The sequence below is a fragment of the Pseudomonas triticicola genome, assembly GCF_019145375.1.
Taxonomy (GTDB): Bacteria; Pseudomonadota; Gammaproteobacteria; order Pseudomonadales; family Pseudomonadaceae; genus Aquipseudomonas; species Aquipseudomonas triticicola.
In genome coordinates this window covers 429801-445527 of sequence record NZ_JAHSTX010000002.1, presented here as the reverse complement: position 1 = coordinate 445527, position 15727 = coordinate 429801, and the positions used below count along the sequence as shown (strand labels likewise).

Annotated in this window: 17 protein-coding genes; 3 read left to right on the top strand and 14 right to left on the bottom strand. The window is 60.2% G+C overall.

Annotated features, from left to right (window positions below; all coding sequences use genetic code 11):
• Nucleotides 1-7: 7 nt before the first annotated feature.
• From KVG85_RS23855 to KVG85_RS23845, 3 genes are read right to left on the bottom strand one after another with little or no spacing between them, the layout of a single operon-like run.
• Nucleotides 8-721: a PilW family protein gene (locus KVG85_RS23855; protein WP_217865189.1), complete on the bottom strand. Its 714-nt coding sequence runs from the start codon at nt 719-721 to the stop codon at nt 8-10.
• Nucleotides 718-1167 (bottom strand): type IV pilus modification protein PilV, encoded by a 450-nt coding sequence (pilV, locus tag KVG85_RS23850; protein ID WP_016773132.1) that lies wholly within the window; start codon nt 1165-1167, stop codon nt 718-720. The genes KVG85_RS23855 and pilV overlap by 4 nt, the downstream gene beginning before the upstream one ends.
• Nucleotides 1164-1637 carry a GspH/FimT family pseudopilin gene (locus tag KVG85_RS23845; RefSeq protein ID WP_041477800.1) on the bottom strand — a complete coding sequence of 158 codons (474 nt, stop codon included), beginning with the start codon at nt 1635-1637 and terminating at the stop codon, nt 1164-1166. Before KVG85_RS23845 ends, pilV begins: the two co-directional genes overlap by 4 nt.
• A 130-nt stretch (nt 1638-1767) precedes the next feature.
• Here KVG85_RS23845 and KVG85_RS23840 point away from each other — a divergent pair, with 130 nt between their 5' ends.
• Nucleotides 1768-2337, top strand: a complete 570-nt coding sequence (locus KVG85_RS23840; RefSeq protein WP_217865188.1) for a GspH/FimT family pseudopilin — start codon at nt 1768-1770, stop codon at nt 2335-2337.
• Here KVG85_RS23840 and ispH read toward each other — a convergent pair.
• The 6 genes from ispH to murJ form a co-directional block, all read right to left on the bottom strand.
• Complete coding sequence (gene ispH, locus KVG85_RS23835; RefSeq protein ID WP_133339077.1) at nt 2294-3238, bottom strand: 4-hydroxy-3-methylbut-2-enyl diphosphate reductase; 945 nt, start codon at nt 3236-3238, stop codon at nt 2294-2296. The two genes, KVG85_RS23840 and ispH, sit on opposite strands and share 44 nt — an antisense overlap.
• A 205-nt stretch (nt 3239-3443) precedes the next feature.
• Nucleotides 3444-3896 carry an FKBP-type peptidyl-prolyl cis-trans isomerase gene (gene fkpB, locus KVG85_RS23830; RefSeq protein ID WP_217865187.1) on the bottom strand — a complete coding sequence of 151 codons (453 nt, stop codon included), beginning with the start codon at nt 3894-3896 and terminating at the stop codon, nt 3444-3446.
• On the bottom strand, nt 3889-4401 hold the full coding sequence (gene lspA / locus KVG85_RS23825; protein ID WP_217865186.1) for a signal peptidase II: 513 nt from the start codon (nt 4399-4401) through the stop codon (nt 3889-3891). The genes fkpB and lspA overlap by 8 nt, the downstream gene beginning before the upstream one ends.
• Complete coding sequence (ileS, locus tag KVG85_RS23820; RefSeq protein ID WP_073475512.1) at nt 4394-7225, bottom strand: isoleucine--tRNA ligase; 2832 nt, start codon at nt 7223-7225, stop codon at nt 4394-4396. The genes lspA and ileS overlap by 8 nt, the downstream gene beginning before the upstream one ends.
• A gap of 13 nt (nt 7226-7238) precedes the next feature.
• Nucleotides 7239-8177: a bifunctional riboflavin kinase/FAD synthetase gene (ribF, locus tag KVG85_RS23815; protein WP_016773125.1), complete on the bottom strand. Its 939-nt coding sequence runs from the start codon at nt 8175-8177 to the stop codon at nt 7239-7241.
• Between the two features lie 129 nt (nt 8178-8306).
• The gene (gene murJ / locus KVG85_RS23810; RefSeq protein ID WP_217865185.1) at nt 8307-9845 is read right to left on the bottom strand and encodes a murein biosynthesis integral membrane protein MurJ; all 1539 of its coding nucleotides are present in this window, start codon (nt 9843-9845) and stop codon (nt 8307-8309) included.
• A gap of 252 nt (nt 9846-10097) precedes the next feature.
• On the opposite strand from murJ, the gene rpsT reads away from it, so the two are divergent.
• Nucleotides 10098-10370, top strand: a complete 273-nt coding sequence (rpsT, locus tag KVG85_RS23805) for a 30S ribosomal protein S20 (RefSeq protein ID WP_003228351.1) — start codon at nt 10098-10100, stop codon at nt 10368-10370.
• A 184-nt stretch (nt 10371-10554) separates the two neighbouring features.
• Here rpsT and KVG85_RS23800 read toward each other — a convergent pair whose 3' ends face one another.
• The 5 genes from KVG85_RS23800 to rplU form a co-directional block, all read right to left on the bottom strand.
• Nucleotides 10555-11022, bottom strand: coding sequence for a CreA family protein (locus KVG85_RS23800; protein WP_039761698.1), 468 nt, complete (start codon nt 11020-11022; stop codon nt 10555-10557).
• 10 nt (nt 11023-11032) lie between these two features.
• Nucleotides 11033-12151, bottom strand: coding sequence for a glutamate 5-kinase (gene proB, locus KVG85_RS23795; RefSeq protein WP_039761700.1), 1119 nt, complete (start codon nt 12149-12151; stop codon nt 11033-11035).
• A gap of 137 nt (nt 12152-12288) precedes the next feature.
• A complete protein-coding gene (gene cgtA / locus KVG85_RS23790; protein ID WP_016773122.1) occupies nt 12289-13512 on the bottom strand; it encodes an Obg family GTPase CgtA in 1224 nt (407 codons plus the stop codon).
• A 193-nt stretch (nt 13513-13705) separates the two neighbouring features.
• Entirely contained in the window at nt 13706-13963 is a 258-nt protein-coding gene (rpmA, locus tag KVG85_RS23785; protein WP_016773121.1) for a 50S ribosomal protein L27, read from the bottom strand.
• A 35-nt stretch (nt 13964-13998) separates the two neighbouring features.
• A complete protein-coding gene (gene rplU / locus KVG85_RS23780) occupies nt 13999-14310 on the bottom strand; it encodes a 50S ribosomal protein L21 (protein ID WP_007924746.1) in 312 nt (103 codons plus the stop codon).
• 379 nt (nt 14311-14689) lie between these two features.
• On the opposite strand from rplU, the gene KVG85_RS23775 reads away from it, so the two are divergent.
• Nucleotides 14690-15658: a polyprenyl synthetase family protein gene (locus KVG85_RS23775; protein ID WP_016773120.1), complete on the top strand. Its 969-nt coding sequence runs from the start codon at nt 14690-14692 to the stop codon at nt 15656-15658.
• The last annotated feature ends 69 nt before the right edge of the window (nt 15659-15727 follow it).

Sequence of the window (15727 nt, the reverse complement as noted above, 5' to 3'; positions counted from 1 at the left end):
CGCCCCCTCATGGCAAGCGGTTGCGCAATGCCGCAACCACGTTGAAGGTTTGATTGCGCACCCGATTGTTCGGGTCGGTGAGGGTCAGGCTCAGGCGCACACTGCGGATGCGCGCGGGATCGCCAGGATTGCTGCTGTAGGTCGAGGCTGCGACGTCTGTCGCCGAGCTGGCTAGGCCGAAGGTGACGTTGAAGGCGCTGACGTTGTTCACCAGCACTTGCTGCGCCGGATTGCCGCTGCCAGTGCCCATGAGGATCTGGTTATTGCTGAAGCTGTAGATCAGGCGCCGGATCGGGAACGCGATCTGCCCCGTGGTCGGGTTGCGCAATCCGCTGTAGGCGACCGCGCTGTTGCGACAATCGGAAATCACCGTCCAGGTCGGCGTTCCCCCGCCGCTGCCGACATCGGCGGTGACCATGGTCAGCTTGAGACTGGCGTTATCCCAGTTGATCGGAGTGAGTTGCGCCGCGTTGAAATCCCCTGCTGAGCTGGAGTCGACGATGGTGCCGAGGCAGCCGAACATGCCGACCATGCGAATTTCCTGAATCATCTTGCTCAAGACAAAGCGCGCGTCTTCCTGCATCGCGGCGGCGCTGTTCTGACTGACGTAGGTGTTTTTCGCGGCGATGAAAATCTGCACCACGCCGAGTACGACGATCAACCCCAAAGCCAGGGCAATCAGCAATTCGATCAGGCCGAAACCACGGCTGGCGTGCTTCATGGCGTGGCCACCGGATCGACCGCCGCCCGGCTGGTCAGGACGAAACTGCGCTGGGCACTGGCAGCGTTGGCCGCGCGCGCATCGCTCCAGGTGATCGTGATGGTGTAGACCCGCTGGTTGAGGGTGATACTGCCCGTCGCGGTCGGGCCGCCGAAGTTGGCGATGTTGGTGGTGAAATCGTAGAGGTCCTGGTCCCGCGCATTACTGAGATTGCCCGAGGTCGGTGGCGTGACGGTGTAGTTGGCACCGGAATTGGCGCGGATGCGATCCATCATGTCATAGGCGATGAAGCTGGCCTGACTGGTCATCCGCGAACTGTCGGTGTACTTCAGCGCGTTGAGCTGCACCGCCGCTGCGCCCAACAGCCCGACGGTGAGAATCAGCAGCGCGACCAGCACTTCGATCAGCGTCATGCCCTCCTGTGCGTTTTTGCTCCCTGCCCTCATCCGCAATTTCCACCCAGTTGAATGCGTCCGTTCAAACACACGTTCAGCGTCCTGCTTTGCGTGCCCAGCGTGTAACCGATGACTACCGCCGTCGACGGTGCCGCCAGACCACCAAGATTGTTGAAATCCAGTGCGGTCACTCCTGAGGGTAGCGTCAGAGTCGCGCCGCTGCTCATCGCTGGAACAACCCGCAACACATTGGCCGGATTGCCAGTACTGTCGTAGACCGCCAGCTCACCGGTCCACACACTGCCGCCGGCGGTCGGACGCAGACGCGTGGTCACGCCGCGATTGATTGCCTCGAGGCGAGCGAAATTGATCGCGCGCTGCAAGTCGCCGACTTCGGTATCCGCCTTGCTGCTCTGGATCGTACGGGTAAAGGCCGGCACCGCCAGCGTGATCAGTATCAGGAACACCGCAATGGCGACCAGCAACTCGACCAGCGTGAAACCTTTTGTACGAAGATCCATCGGTGCCCTCCGTTGCCGTCGGCTATACCTGCTTCTACACGCTAGAACATTCGCTCGGCACATGCCGACTGATTTGCCCTGCGCGGCGCACGGAATGCGCCGCTCACACCATTCCACGGAGGGATTTTTCATGCCGCAACACGGTTTCAGCCTGATTGAACTGCTTATGGGACTGGCGATTGGCGCAATTGTTCTGCTGCTGGTCAGCCCGGCGTTCGCCGCGCTCAAGCAAGCGACTCAGCGCGACCACGCTGCGCAGTCGCTGATCGAAGGTATTCGCCACGCTCGCACCTTGGCCATCACGCACAATCAGAGCGTGGTGATCCATGGCATCGATGGTGACTGGAGTCAGGGATGGCGGATCATTCTTGATCTCAACGGCAAGGGGCCGGAGGACAGCAGCAATCCGCTGCTGGTTGAACGCGCCAGTGAGGCGAAGGTGCCGATTGTCGGCAACTGGTGGGTGAGCCGCTATGTGCGGTTCAGTCATCTGGGGCAGCCGCTGATGCCGGGGCGGCGATTTCAGGCGGGGACGATACACATCTGCTCGCCGCGCGAACCGGTCAGCCAGCGGCAGATCGTGCTGGCGGCGACCGGTCGCGTCCGCCTGGGCAGTCAGGAGACCGAACAGGCGCTGTGCGACAAACGCAGAAGCGTCAGATCGAACGGACGCGCAGCTCTTTCGGCATCGAGAACGTGATGTTCTCCTCACGGCCAGCCAACTCGTCGGCACCGGTGGCGCCCCAGGCCTGCAATTGCTGGATCACGCCCCGGACCAGCACTTCCGGTGCCGAGGCGCCAGCGGTAATGCCAATGCGCTCGACGCCGTCGAACCAGCTCTGTTGCAGATCCTCGGCACCGTCGATCAGGTACGCCGGAGTCGCCATGCGCTCAGCCAATTCGCGCAGACGGTTGGAGTTGGAACTGTTCGGGCTGCCGACCACCAGCACCACGTCGCATTCGTCGGCCAGTTGCTTGACGGCGTCCTGGCGGTTTTGTGTGGCGTAGCAGATGTCGTCCTTGCGCGGGCCACCGATGGCCGGGAAGCGCGTGCGCAGGGCGTCGATCACACGGCTGGTATCGTCCATCGACAAGGTTGTCTGGGTGACGAAGGCGAGTCTTTGCGGATCGCGCACCTGCAATGCGGCCACGTCCTTTTCGTCTTCGACGAGGTAGATCGCGCCGCCATTGCTGGCGTCGTACTGACCCATGGTGCCTTCAACCTCCGGGTGACCGGCGTGGCCGATCAGGATGCACTCGCGACCGTCGCGGCTGTATTTGGCGACTTCGATGTGCACCTTCGTCACCAGCGGGCAGGTTGCATCGAAGACTTTCAGGCCACGACCGGCGGCTTCGTTGCGCACGGCTTGGGAAACACCGTGGGCGCTGAAGATGACGATGACGTCATCGGGTACCTGATCGAGCTCTTCGACGAAAATCGCGCCACGGCTGCGCAGGTCTTCGACGACGAACTTGTTGTGCACCACTTCGTGACGCACATAGATCGGCGGCCCGAAGACTTCCAGGGCGCGGTTGACGATTTCGATCGCCCGGTCCACACCGGCGCAGAAGCCACGGGGGTTGGCGAGTTTGATTTGCATGCTGTGCCTCGTGTCTTGCGCGCGAAAACAATGGAAAACAGACTGTGGAGACCTGCTTGTTGTGGCGAGGGGATTCATCCCCGCTCGGCTGCTTGGCAGTCGTAGACCGTCAACGGACTTATCTCAGAATCCGTTGACTGGTCTGGGGGCGCTTCGCACCCCAGCGGGGATAAATCCCCTCACCACAGAAGCTCACTCCTGCATTTTAGATCGCTTCGACGGAAATGATTTCCACGTCAAAGGTCAGCGTCTTGCCCGCCAGCGGGTGGTTGAAGTCGACGGTCACTTGCGTGTCGTCGAATTCCTTCACCACACCTGGCAATTCAGTATTGGCCGCATCGTTGAAGATCACCAGCAGACCCGGCGACAACTCCATGTCGGTGAACTGCGAACGCGGGATGGTCTGCACGTTCTGCGGGTTCGGCTGACCAAAAGCGTTTTCCGGCTCGACGATCAGGGTGCGCTTGTCGCCGGCCTTGAAGCCGAACAGTGCGGCTTCGAAGCCCGGCAGCAGGTTGCCATCGCCGACCTTGAACGTCGCCGGGGCCTTGTCGAAGGTACTGTCGACGGTGTCACCGTTTTCCAGGCGCAAGGCGAAGTGCAGGGTGACTTCGGTGTTCTGGCCGATGCGTTGCTCAGTCGATAGCGGTTCAGTCATGAGCAGCCTCTTCGGTTTTCTTCGATTTGAACATGTCCAGTGCCAGCATGATCGCGCCAACGGTGATCGCACTGTCGGCAATGTTGAACGCCGGGAAATACCAGCGGTTCTGCCAGTGCACCAGAATGAAGTCGATCACATGGCCCAGGGCAACGCGGTCATACAGGTTGCCCAGCGCACCACCCAGCACCAACGCCAGGGCGACGGCCAGCCAGGTGTCGTTGCGGCCCAGACGCTTGAGCCAGACCACCAGCACGGCACTGACCACAATCGCGATCAGGGCAAACAGCCAGCGCTGCCAGCCGGAGCTGTCGGCGAGGAAGCTGAAGGCGGCACCGGTGTTGTAGGCCAGCGTCCAGCTGAACAGATCGGGAATGATCACGATCTGCTGGAACATTTCGAGCTTGGCTTCGAAGTAGAACTTGCTGGCCTGGTCAATGATCAGAACCAGCAAGCTCAACCACAGCCAGCTCAGCCGTCCGAAACGGCCAATGGCATCAGGCATAGTGACGAACCTCGCCAGCACCGCTGATATTGTCGACACAACGACCGCAGATTTCCGGATGCTCCGGGTTCACGCCGACGTCTTCGCGGCAATGCCAGCAACGCGCGCATTTCGGGAACGCCGATTTGACGATCTTCAGTTTCAGACCGCTGACTTCGGTGGCCACTGCATCGGCCGGAGCCTGAACGAACGGTGCAACGCTGGCAGTCGAGGTGATCAGGACAAAGCGCAGCTCGTTGCTCAGCTTGGCCAGATCGGCGCTCAGCGCCTCTTCGGCAAACAGCGTCACTTCGGCCTGCAGGTTGCCACCGACGGCTTTCGCCGCACGCTGGATTTCCATCTCTTTGTTGACCGCGACTTTCACTTCCATGATGCGATCCCAGTAGGCGCGACCCAGCTCGAAGCCTTCCGGCAGCTCGGTCAGGCCTTCGTACCAGGTGTTGAGCATGACCGACTCGTTACGCTCGCCCGGCAGGTACTGCCACAGCTCGTCGGCGGTGAAGGCGAGGATCGGCGCGATCCAGCGCACCAGCGCTTCAGAGATGTGGAACAGCGCGGTCTGGCACGAGCGACGGGCCTTGCTGTCGGCACCGGTGGTGTACTGGCGGTCCTTGATGATGTCGAGGTAGAAACCACCCAGCTCCTGCACGCAGAAGTTGTGGATCTTCGAGTACACGTTCCAGAAACGGTATTCGCCGTAGTGCTCTTGCAACTCGCGTTGCAGCAGCAGCGTACGATCCACCGCCCAGCGATCCAGCGCCAGCATGTCTTCGGCCGGCAGCAGGTCGGTGGCCGGGTTGAAACCGGTCAGGTTGGAAAGCAGGAAACGCGCGGTGTTACGGATACGACGGTAGGCATCGGCGCTGCGCTGCAGAATCTGCTCGGACACCGCCATTTCGCCGGAGTAGTCGGTCGAAGCGACCCACAGACGCATGATGTCGGCGCCCAGGGTGTCGTTGACCTTCTGCGGCGCGATCACGTTGCCCAGCGATTTGGACATCTTGCGCCCGGACTCGTCGACGGTGAAGCCGTGAGTCAGCAGTTCGCGGTACGGCGCGTGGTTGTCGATGGCGCAACCGGTCAGCAGGGACGAGTGGAACCAGCCACGGTGCTGGTCGGAACCTTCCAGGTACAGGTCGGCACGCGGGCCGCTCTCGTGACCCATCGGGTGCGAACCGCGCAGGACGTGCCAATGCGTGGTGCCCGAGTCGAACCAGACGTCGAGGGTGTCGCTGATCTTGTCGTACTGCGGCGCTTCATCACCGAGCAGTTCGGCAGCGTCGAGTTTGAACCAGGCTTCGATACCTTCGACTTCAACGCGTTTGGCGACTTCTTCCATCAGCTCGACGGTACGCGGGTGCAGCTCGCCGCTTTCCTTGTTGAGGAAGAACGGGATCGGCACGCCCCAGTTGCGCTGACGCGAGATGCACCAGTCCGGACGATTGGCGATCATCGAGTGCAGACGCGCCTGGCCCCAGGCCGGAACGAACTTGGTGTCTTCGATGGCTTTGAGCGAGCGCACGCGCAGGGTGTCGCCGCTGGTTGGCTCTTTATCCATGCCGATGAACCACTGCGCGGTGGCGCGATAGATCAGCGGAGTCTTGTGGCGCCAGCAGTGCATGTAGCTGTGTTCGATGACGGTGGTGTGCATCAGCGCACCGACTTCGGTCAGTTTTTCGACGATGGCCGGGTTGGCCTTCCAGATGAACTGGCCGCCGAAGAATTCCAGCGACGGCACGTACACGCCGTTGCTCTGTACCGGGTTGAGGATGTCGTCGTTGACCATGCCGTATTTCTTGCAGGTCACAAAGTCGTCCACGCCGTAGGCCGGGGCGGAGTGAACCACGCCGGTGCCAGCGCCCAGTTCGACGTAATCAGCCAGGTACACCGGCGACAGACGATCGTAGAACGGGTGACGGAAGTTGATCAGCTCAAGTTCTTTACCGGTGGTGGTGGCGATGACCGAACCTTCCACGCCGTAGCGCGCCAGGCAGGCTTCGACCAGCTCTTCAGCCAGCACCAGCAGCTTGTCGCCGATATCGACCAGGGCATAGTTGAATTCCGGGTGCACGTTCAGCGCCTGGTTGGCCGGGATGGTCCACGGGGTGGTGGTCCAGATCACGATCGCAGCAGGTTTGCTCAGCGACGCCAGGCCGAACGCGGCAGCCAGTTTGGCCTCGTCAGCGATCGGGAACGCAACGTCGATGGTCGAGGACTTTTTGTTCTCGTACTCGACTTCCGCTTCAGCCAGAGCCGAACCGCAATCGAAGCACCAGTTCACTGGCTTGAGGCCCTTGAAGACGAAGCCGCCCTTGACGATTTCGGCGAGGGCGCGGATTTCACCGGCCTCGTTCTTGAAGTCCATGGTCTTGTACGGGTTGGCGAAGTCGCCGAGCACGCCGAGACGGATGAATTCGGACTTCTGCCCTTCGATCTGCTCGGTGGCGTAGGCACGGCATAGCTCGCGGGTCTTATCCGCGCCGAGGTTCTTGCCGTGGGTCACTTCCACCTTGTGCTCGATCGGCAGGCCATGGCAGTCCCAGCCGGGGACGTACGGCGCGTCGAAACCCGACAGGGTTTTCGAGCGGATGATCATGTCCTTGAGAATCTTGTTCAGTGCGTGACCGATGTGGATCGTGCCGTTGGCGTACGGAGGGCCGTCGTGCAGGACGAACTTCGGACGATCCTTGCCAATCTCGCGCAACTTTCCGTACAGGCCAATACTGTCCCAGCGCTGCAGGATCTGCGGTTCGCGCTGTGGCAGGCCGGCCTTCATTGGGAAGGCGGTGTCCGGAAGGTTTAGCGTGGCTTTATAGTCGGTCATTTAAGGCTCTTCATTAGCGATGGGCGCTAGGTGCGGCTAGTGCACGGGCGGTGGCGACATCCGCATTGATCGCCGTTTTCAATGCCTCCAGAGAGGCGAAGCGCTGCTCTTCACGCAGCTTTTGGTGGAAAACCACCGTCAAACGCCGGTCATACAGATCGCCGGCAAAATCTAACAGATGGACCTCGAGGTGGGCTTTGCCATCCCCTTGCACCGTAGGGCGCACGCCGATATTGGCGACGCCGGGCCAGGTCTTGCCGTCGATGTCGACATTCACCAGATACACCCCGGTAAACGGCACGCGACGACGCTTGAGTTGAATGTTGGCAGTGGGCGTGCCCAGTTGCCGGGCCAGTTTCTGACCATGCAGCACGCGACCGGCGATGCGGTACGGACGGCCGAGCAGGCGTTCGGCCAAGGCAAAATCGGCCGCAGCCAAGGCGTTGCGCACCTGCGTGCTGCTGACGCGAATGCCGTCCAGCTCGACGGTTTGCGCCGCTTCGACGGTGAAACCGTGAACCTGCCCGGCCTGCATCAGAAAATCGAAATCGCCGAGGCGGTCGCAACCGAAACGGAAATCATCACCGACCTCCAGATGCTGCACACCAAGGCCATCGACCAGAATGGTATCGACGAACTCACTGGCGCTGAGCTTGCTCAGCCGCTGGTTGAACGCCAGGCACAGCACCCGGTCGACGCCTTCAGCGGCCAGTAACTGCAGCTTGTCACGCAACCGCGCCAGACGCGCCGGAGCGGTGTCGGGGGCAAAGAACTCCCGTGGCTGCGGCTCGAAAATCACCACGCAGCTGGGTACGCCCAACTCGAGCGCACGCTCACGCAGCCGGGCCAGGATAGCCTGGTGACCACGGTGAACACCGTCAAAGTTGCCAATAGTGGCGACGCAGCCCCGATGCTGGGGGCGCAAGTTGTGGAGGCCTCGAACCAGCTGCATAACGCGCTTCTTGCTCATAAAGTGGTCGATTATAACCACACCCGACGGCCGACGACAGGCAACACCGTAACGCAAAGTGAACGAGCCGACAAAACCGCCGGCCCGTGCCTGTCGATAAAGGCTGAAACCTCAGCTCAAGGCCTTGCGATTGAAGTCGCGCAGGCGGAAACCCAGCAGCAGCAACATACCGAAATACGCCACCACGCCAGCAACCACCAGCGCGCCCAGGCGCAGGAAGCGCTCGAGCATATGCCCCTGATCACACGCGGGCATGAAATGCATGCCGGCCAGCAACACCGCCGACATCACGGTCACTGCAACGACCAGCTTGAAACCGAATTTGCCCCAGCCCGGCTGCGGTTGATACATCTTCTGCTTGCGCAGTTGATAGAACAGCAGCCCGGCGTTCAGGCAGGCACCGGCACTGATCGCCAAGGCAAGGCCGGCGTGGGCCAGTGGGCCGATCAACGCCAGGTTGAACAACTGCGTGCAGACCAGCGTGAAAATTGCGATTTTCACCGGAGTGCGAATGTTCTGTTGCGCATAAAAGCCCGGCGCCAATACTTTGATCACGATAATCCCAAGCAGGCCGACAGAATAGGCAATCAGCGCACGCTGGGTCATCTCGGCATCAAAGCCACTGAACTGGCCGTACTGAAACAATGAAACAGTCAGCGGTTCAGCAAGAATCCCCAGCGCCAATGCGCACGGCAGCACCAACACAAAGCACAGGCGCAGCCCCCAATCGAGGATCCGCGAATACTCGTGGCGATCCTTGCTGGCGTAGGTCTTGGCCAGTGTCGGCAGCAGAATCGTGCCCAGTGCCACACCCAACACGCCCGACGGCAATTCCATCAAACGGTCGGCGTAATACATCCACGACACCGAACCTGCGACCAGAAACGAGGCGAAGATGGTGTTGATGATCAATGAAATCTGGCTGACCGAAACACCGAGAATCGCCGGCAGCATCTGCTTCATCACCCGCCACACGCCGCTGTCGCGCAGGTTCAGGCGTGGCAGCACGAGCATGCCGATCTTTTTCAGGTGCGGCAGTTGATACAGCAACTGCGCCAGACCGCCGACCAGCACCGCCCAGCCAAGGGCCATGACCGGTGGATCGAAGTACGGCGTGAGGAACAGCGAAAACACGATCATGCTGACGTTGAGCAGAGTCGGCACGAAGGCCGGCACCGAGAAGCGGTTCCAGGTATTGAGGATCGCGCCGGCCAGCGACGACAGCGAGATCAGCAATATATAAGGAAAGGTCACCCGCAACAGGTCGGAGGTGAGCTGGAATTTCTCCGGGGTATCGGTAAAACCGGGGGCCGTGGCCCAGATCACCCAGGGCGCGGCGATCATGCCCAGCGCCGTCACCACCGCCAATACCAGCGTCAGCAGGCCCGACACATAGGCAATAAAGGTGCGCGTCGCCTCTTCGCCCTGCTGGCTTTTATATTCGGCCAGGATCGGCACGAACGCCTGGGAGAAAGCCCCTTCGGCAAAGATCCGCCGCAGCAGGTTGGGCAGTTTGAACGCAATAAAGAAGGCATCCGTGGCCATCCCGGCGCCGAATGTCCGCGCGATCAGCGTGTCACGAACAAAACCCAGAATCCGGGAAAGCATCGTGATAGAGCTGACGGCGGCCAACGATTTGAGCAGATTCATTGAGAGAGTTTGTGCCTGTCGATAAACAGCAGGCGAACAATGCGCCTACTTGTGCGATACTCCGCGCCGCAACAGCACAGAGCCAAAGCTCGCGAGTTTACAGGTCAAGCGCCGGAAATAAATATCCCGCCTCTTTATACCTACCACTTAGCGGAACGATTCAAGTGCCCTTGACAAGACAAGTCTTCATCGGCATGATTCGCGGCCTATTTTGTTTGCTATTTCCTAAAAAGTCTTTCGAGGAGCTCGACGGTGGCCAACTCACCTTCCGCCAAAAAACGTGCAAAACAGGCTGAGAAGCGTCGCAGCCACAACGCCAGCCTGCGTTCCATGGTTCGTACCTACATCAAGAATGTAGTTAAGGCCATCGACGCAAAAGACGCTGAAAAAGCTCAAGCTGCATACGTTCTGGCTGTGCCAGTTATCGACCGTATGGCCGATAAAGGCATCATCCACAAGAACAAGGCTGCTCGTCATAAGAGCCGTCTGAATGGCCACGTCAAAGCGCTGAAAGAAGCCGCTTAATCGACGTAGTCATTAAAAAACCGACCTCAGGGTCGGTTTTTTATTGCCTGTGATTTAACAAGCTACAGGCAAAAAAATGTGGGAGCGAGCCTGCTTGCGAATGCGATCTGCCAGTTGGTATTTCTATCGACCGACATGACCTCTTCGCGAGCAGGCTCGTCCCCACAATTCGGATTGGTGGCGCTTATTGCTGGACCGGCACCCACGGCAGGATCGGGATGGCCGTGACCGCATTCTGCGGACTGCCCTCGATCAAACGATCGCTGTAGACCAGGTACACCAGCGTGTTGCGCTTCTTGTCGAGGAAACGCACCACCTGCATGGTCTTGAACACCAGCGAAGTGCGCTCCTTGAACACCTCGTCGCCATCCTTCAGCTCCCCCTTGAATTTGATCGGCCCGACCTGGCGACAAGCGATCGACGCCTCAGCACGATCCTCTGCCAGACCGAGACCACCCTTCACTCCACCGGTCTTGGCGCGTGACAGGTAGCAGGTCACGCCTTCGACTTTCGGATCGTCAAATGCCTCGACCACGATCCGGTCATTCGGCCCGACAAACTTGAACACCGTCGACACCTGACCGATTTCCTCGGCCGAGGCCAGCAATGGCATGGCCATCAGCAGGCCCAACAATCCTTTCGCTACACGCATCGAATTTTCCTTAAACCAGAATCAGGTTGTCACGGTGAACCAGTTCCGGCTCCGCCATGTAACCGAGCAAACCGACAATCGCATCCGACGACTGACCGATGATTTTTTGCGCTTCCAGGGCGCTGTAATTAGCCAGACCCCGAGCGATCTCCCGACCATCCGGCGCCACACAGACGACCATCTCACCGCGACGGAAACTGCCTTGAACCAGTTTCACCCCCACCGGCAGCAGACTTTTGTTGCCCTTGGACAACGCCGACACCGCTCCCTCATCCAGCACCAGAGTGCCACGGGTTTGCAGATGACCGGCCAGCCACTGCTTGCGCGCCGCGAGCATGCCGCGCTCCGGCGATAGCAGCGTGCCGATGCGCTCGCCCGCCTTGAGACGATCAAGCACGCGCTCAAGGCGCCCGCCGACGATGATGGTGTGCGCACCGGAACGCGCTGCCAGGCGCGCCGCGCGCAGCTTGGTCTGCATGCCGCCGCGCCCCAGCGCACCGCCGGTACCGCCCGCAACCGCATCCAGCGTCGGATCATCGGCGCGTGCTTCATAAATCAGCTGCGCATCGGGATTGTTGCGCGGATCGGCGTCGAACATGCCGTCGCGATCGGTAAGGATCACCAGCAGATCGGCCTCGACCAGATTGGCCACCAGCGCCGCCAGCGTGTCGTTGTCGCCGAAACGGATTTCATCGGTAACCACGGTGTCGTTTTCGTTGATCACCGGAATGACTTTCAGCTCGACCAGCGCACGCAAGGTACTGCGGGCGTTGAGGTAGCGCTTGCGGTCGGAGAGGTCGTCGTGGGTCAGGAGAATCTGCGCAGTGTGCCGGCCATGCTCGGCGAAGCTCGACTCCCACGCCTGCACCAGCCCCATCTGACCGATTGCAGCGGCCGCCTGGAGCTCGTGCATGGCACTGGGTCGCGCAGTCCAGCCCAAGCGACTCATGCCCGCTGCCACCGCCCCGGAGGACACCAGCACCAGCTCGACGCCCGCTTCATGCAGCGCCACCATCTGCTCGACCCAGACACTCATTGCCGCGCGATCCAGCCCTTTGCCGTCAGCTGTCAGCAAAGCGCTGCCGATCTTCACGACCCAACGCTGCGCACCTGTCACCTTGCTCCGCATCATCTTCAACCTTAGCTTGAGGGCAGCGCGACCTGGCTCTGCCCGTAACGTTAATCGTGGCAATTGCTGACCAACGATCGATTTCCGGATACTAAAACGCCGCTCGATTGAGCGGCGTTCAAGTTTATCGCAACGGATCAGTCACGCACGTAAATGATTTCCGGACCGTCTTCGTCATCCACATCTTCTTCGTCCCAGTCATCGTCGCCGATGTCATGGACCGACTTCACGCCACTGCGACGCAGGGCACGCTTGTCGTCCAGCGCCTGCAACTGCGCACGGGCTTCGTCTTCGATGCGCTGATCGAGATCGGCCAGCTCTTCCTTGTACGCAGGGTCTGCGGCGAGGCGATCGGCACGGTCTTCCATGTAACGCATGATGTCGTGGCACAGACGCTCGGTACCGATCTTGGCGATGGCCGAGATCACGTACACCGGACCGGTCCACTCCAGACGATCGACGATTTCCTTGACCCGGGCATCGTGCTCTTCTTCAAGGATCTGGTCGCACTTGTTCAGCACCAGCCAGCGATCACGCTCGGCCAGCGACGGACTGAACTTGATCAACTCGTTGACGATCACTTCAGCCGCGTCCGGAGCACTGGAATCATCCAGCGGCGCCATGTCGACGAGGTGCAGCAGCAGACGCGTACGCGCCAGGTGCTTGAGGAAGCGAATGCCCAGGCCGGCACCGTCGGAAGCGCCTTCGATCAGACCCGGAATGTCGGCAATGACGAAGCTCTTCCAACGATCGACGCTGACCACACCCAGGTTCGGCACCAGCGTGGTGAACGGGTAGTCGGCGACTTTCGGCTTGGCCGCCGAGACCGAACGGATAAAGGTACTTTTACCGGCGTTCGGCAAGCCCAGCAGACCGACGTCGGCCAGCACTTTCATTTCCAGCTTGAGATCGCGCTGCTCGCCCGGCTTGCCTGGCGTGGTCTGACGCGGCGCACGGTTGGTACTGGATTTGAAACGGGTGTTGCCCAGACCATGCCAGCCGCCCTGCACTACCATCAGCTTCTGACCGGCCTTGGTCAGGTCGCCGATGACTTCCTGAGTGGCAGAGTCGATCACGGTGGTGCCGACCGGCACGCGCAGGATCAGGTCTTCGCCCTTCTTGCCGGTGCAGTCGGTGCTGCCGCCGTTGGAGCCACGCTCGGCATCGAAGTGACGGGTGTAACGGTAGTCGACCAGGGTGTTGAGGTTTTCGTCGGCCATCATGTAGATGGAACCGCCGTCACCGCCATCACCGCCGTTCGGGCCGCCGTTTTCAATGAATTTTTCCCGGCGGAAACTCATGGCACCGTTGCCACCGTCACCGGCCTTTACGCGAATCGATACTTCATCAACAAACTTCATAACCAACGCCTCTCGCCGTACGGACGAGCCGAAAAACAATCAAGACATAAGACTCTTGCAAAAATGAGCGCAGCGACCCCAAGACACGACCTGCATCGCACGCCGACAGCCCATACAAACAGCTTTGCAAGAGACTCACCCCACAAACGAAAAAGCCCCGTCGCAAGACAGGGCTTCTCCAGCGATCTCGCGATTAAGCCGCGATTACGCTCACGTAACGACGACCGAAGGCGCCCTTTACTTCGAACTTGATCACGCCTTCGATTTTAGCGAAGAGAGTGTGATCCTTGCCCATGCCAACGCCGTAGCCAGCGTGGAATTGGGTGCCGCGCTGACGCACGATGATGTTGCCGGCCTTGATGACCTGGCCGCCATACATCTTCACGCCAAGGCGTTTGGCTTCTGAGTCACGACCGTTACGGGTACTACCACCAGCTTTTTTGTGTGCCATGAGTTCAATTCTCCTAGTGAGGAATTAGGCTGTAATTAAGCCTGAATACCGGTGATTTTGATCTCGGTGAACCACTGGCGGTGGCCCATACGCTTCATGTGGTGCTTACGACGACGGAACTTGATGATGCGGACTTTATCGTGACGACCTTGGGAGATCACTTCAGCCTTGACGGTTGCGCCAGCAACAACTGGTGCGCCGATGTTCACGTCGTCGCCGTTGGCGACCAGCAGAACGCGATCAAAAGTCACGGATTCGCCAGTAGCGATTTCCAGTTTTTCGATCTTCAGGTATTCACCTTCAGCGACCTTGTATTGCTTACCGCCGGTAACGATTACTGCGTACATGGTATTTCTCCGATAATCCTGCTCACCCAGCTCTTTATAAGAAGAGGTATTGGCTGGCATGGCTGCATGGGGCTGGAACGGCCCAAGTGCAATTGCGTAAGGCAGGTGCTGCCCAGGAAGTTCAGGGTGCGCGATTGTACGCAAGCAATCTGCCTCGCGCAAGTGGCCGACAGGCACTGTGAAAGCGTCGCGAGCGAAGGCAAGACAAGGAAAAAACAGGCGAGGAAGCGGAGTTTACGGGTTGTAAATGAGCATTCCGAGCCTGTTTTTGACGCAGGATTGCCGAGCGCAGCAGCTTTCACAGTGCCTGATCGTGCCTTGACAGGTCTGGGTGGGGGTCCTAGCATGCCGCGCAACCCTTCTGGAGCGACTCTCGCTGATGCAACCCCAAGCTTTCTACCGCGCGGTGGCGGACGATTTTAGCGCCGTCGACGGCATCATCAAGAAGCAGCTGACGTCTCGAGTGCCGCTGGTATCGAAAATCGGCGATTACATTACGTCGGCCGGCGGCAAACGCCTGCGTCCTTTATTAGTGTTGCTGTGTGGCAAGGCCCTGGGTCGCGAAGGCGACGACATGCGCCTGCTGGCCGCCACCATCGAATTCCTGCACACCGCGACCCTGCTGCATGACGACGTCGTCGACATGTCCGGCATGCGCCGTGGCCGCTCGACCGCCAACGCCATGTGGGGCAACGCCCCGAGCGTGCTGGTCGGCGATTTCCTGTATTCGCGTTCGTTCGAAATGATGGTCGAACTGGGCTCGATGCCGGTGATGAAGATTTTGTCTCAAGCCACACGGATCATCGCTGAAGGCGAAGTGTTGCAGCTGTCCAAGGTGCGTGACGCCAGCACCAGCGAAGAAACCTACATGGAAGTCATCCGCGGCAAGACTGCGATGCTCTTCGAAGCGTCGACCCACAGCGCCGCCGCCTTGGCTGGCGCGACCGCCGAGCAGAGTGAAGCCCTGCGCACGTTCGGCGATCACCTGGGTGTGGCGTTCCAGCTGGTAGATGACCTGCTCGACTACAAAGGCGACGCGGAAACCCTGGGCAAGAACGTCGGCGACGATCTGGCCGAAGGCAAGCCGACCCTGCCGCTGATCTACACCATGCGCGAAGGTACGGCCGAACAGGCGGCACTGGTGCGTCAGGCGATCCAGAAAGGCGGGATCGAAGACCTCGAAAGCATCCGCATCGCCGTCGAAGCGTCCGGCTCGCTGGAGTACACCGCGCAACTGGCCCGCGATTACGTGGCCCGCGCGATCAAGTGCCTCGAGGCGCTGCCGGCCAGCGAATACCGCGATGCGCTGGTGGAACTGAGCGAGTTCGCGGTAGCCCGCACGCACTGATTCATCCCCTGTGGGAGCGAGCCTGCTCGCGAAAGCGTTCTGCCAGCTGACAGTTATGTTGTCTGGCAG